The sequence below is a fragment of the Vibrio sp. 10N.261.52.A1 genome (assembly GCF_002876325.1).
Lineage (GTDB): Bacteria > Pseudomonadota > Gammaproteobacteria > Enterobacterales > Vibrionaceae > Vibrio > Vibrio chagasii.
In genome coordinates, this window is sequence record NZ_MCYD01000752.1 from 1 (window position 1) to 1,921 (window position 1,921).

Genomic DNA, 1,921 nt, shown 5'->3' on the forward strand with positions numbered 1-1,921 from the left:
ATTTACAATCCAACTAAAAAATAATTGGATACTTAGAGGTTGCTTTTTTGAATATGAAATTATTCGGCAGTTCTTTGATTCTTTCAGGAACTGCATTAGGGGCTGGCATGCTTGCTATTCCCATGGTGTTGGCTCAATTTGGCTTCATGATCAGCTCAGTGCTGATACTACTTATCTTTATCGGCACCACATACTCAGCTCTCCTATTGGCAGAAGCGTGTACTAAAACTAAAGACAACAGTGGCATGAGCAATGTTGCTTACCTCACTCTGGGCAGCAAAGGAAAACACTTTATCAATGCACTCTTTTACCTACTGCTAGTATGCATGCTGATCGCTTATATCTTGGGCGTGGGTGACATCATCCATAAGCTACTGCTCGATGTTGGCGTAAACATCTCTGCATCTGCTGCTTATACCGTTTTCAGCCTATTTATGGGTGTGATTGTGGTAGCGGGTAAGTCTTATATCGATAAGTTGAACCGTGGCCTATTCATCATGATGGTGGTGATGCTATTTATTGTTATCGCTTCTCTGTTTAGCAATATCCGTCTTGATTACCTCACTCAAACTAGCCAATACACGGCCAACGATGTGGTGCAATACAGCGCGGTTATCTTTACCAGCTTTGCCTCTATGGTAGTGATCCCGTCACTGGTTATCTACAACCGTGAAGCGACTCAAAAGCAGATCCGAAATATGATTCTGTTAGGTTCAGTGATTCCGCTCGTGTGCTACCTCACTTGGTTGTTCGCGATTATCGGTAACCTTGGTACAGACGCGATCAGCCAGTTCCACAACATTTCAGAACTGATCTCTGCGTTTAGCGGACAATCTGCTTGGTTAAAAGTAGTGATTGCTCTGTTCTCTGCACTGGCATTGGTGACTTCTTTCCTCGGCGTGTCCATGGCGCTGTATGACCAAAACAAAGACGCGGTAACCAACAATAAGCTAATGGCTTACGTTCTGACCTTTGTACTGCCTTTGGTATTGGCTGAATTGTTTGCTAGCCAATTCGTCAGCATGCTCGACTATGCAGGTATGGTATTAGTATTCCTAGCTATCTGGGGACCACTCGCAATGGTAGTTAAAGTTCGTAGACCTGACTTCCCTCACCTACAAACCGAGGGCAGCTACACAGCTGCGGGTGGCGACACAGCACTAATGGCGACATTCGGTTTTGGCGCGTTGATTTTCGTGTCTTGGTTTATGGGTTAGATAGAAGCACAGTATCAACCGCTGCCGTGGTGATATGTATGTTTTTGTGAGTGAAGATTAAACAAGTACCTCACACTCACATCAAAACACAAAAAGCCAGGAGTCTCTGCTATTAACAGTAGATACTCACTGGCTTTTTCAGTATTTGAACGTTATTACTGAGAATTAAAGAGACGTTCTTATTGAGTTAAGTTGTCAAGTAACTGCTCACATTGCGCTTTGAGCGATTTAAGTTCGTTTTCATTCATCTTAGACAAACAAAATATCTCTTCTGGGACAGTTTGCGCGCGCTCTTTGAGTTCAGTCCCTACAAGAGTTAGCGTAATTACTCGCACTCGTTCATCTTCAGCACTACGTTGACGAAGCACATAACCTTTTGCTTCTAAACGCTTAAGTAATGGAGTCAAGGTTCCTGAATCTAAATGTGTTTTAGCGCCTAACGCTTTGACATTTATCTCTTGTTGCTCCCAAAGCACCATCATCACAATGTACTGTAAATAAGTAAGATCAAGCGCTTTCAGCAGAGGTTGATAAGCTCTACTCATTGCATTTGAAGCACTGTAAAGTGCAAAGCACACCTGATTATCTAACTTTAGATATTCATCTTGGTCGCTCACGATAACCTCATCAATAAATTAAATTGCACAAAATATACTTGCACACATAAGTTTTATCAATTAAGCTCACCTCAAAATAAAGTTGCG

The 1,921-nt window shown here is 42.3% G+C and carries 2 protein-coding genes; one reads left to right on the forward strand and one right to left on the reverse strand.

Going from position 1 to position 1,921, the window contains the following annotated elements:
- Positions 1-53 precede the first annotated feature (53 nt).
- Positions 54-1,217, forward strand: a complete 1,164-nt coding sequence (locus tag BCT81_RS15530; protein WP_102425013.1) for an aromatic amino acid transport family protein — start codon at positions 54-56, stop codon at positions 1,215-1,217.
- A gap of 179 nt (positions 1,218-1,396) precedes the next feature.
- Here the strand turns inward: BCT81_RS15530 and BCT81_RS15535 are convergent, their stop codons facing one another.
- Positions 1,397-1,834: a MarR family transcriptional regulator gene (locus BCT81_RS15535; protein ID WP_102425014.1), complete on the reverse strand. Its 438-nt coding sequence runs from the start codon at positions 1,832-1,834 to the stop codon at positions 1,397-1,399.
- Positions 1,835-1,921: the final 87 nt, after the last annotated feature.

Excerpts from the sequence above, each read along its gene's own strand:
- BCT81_RS15530 (WP_102425013.1), top strand. The coding sequence starts at position 54 with ATGAAATTATTCGGCAGTTCTTTGATTCTTTCAGGAACTGCATTAGGG.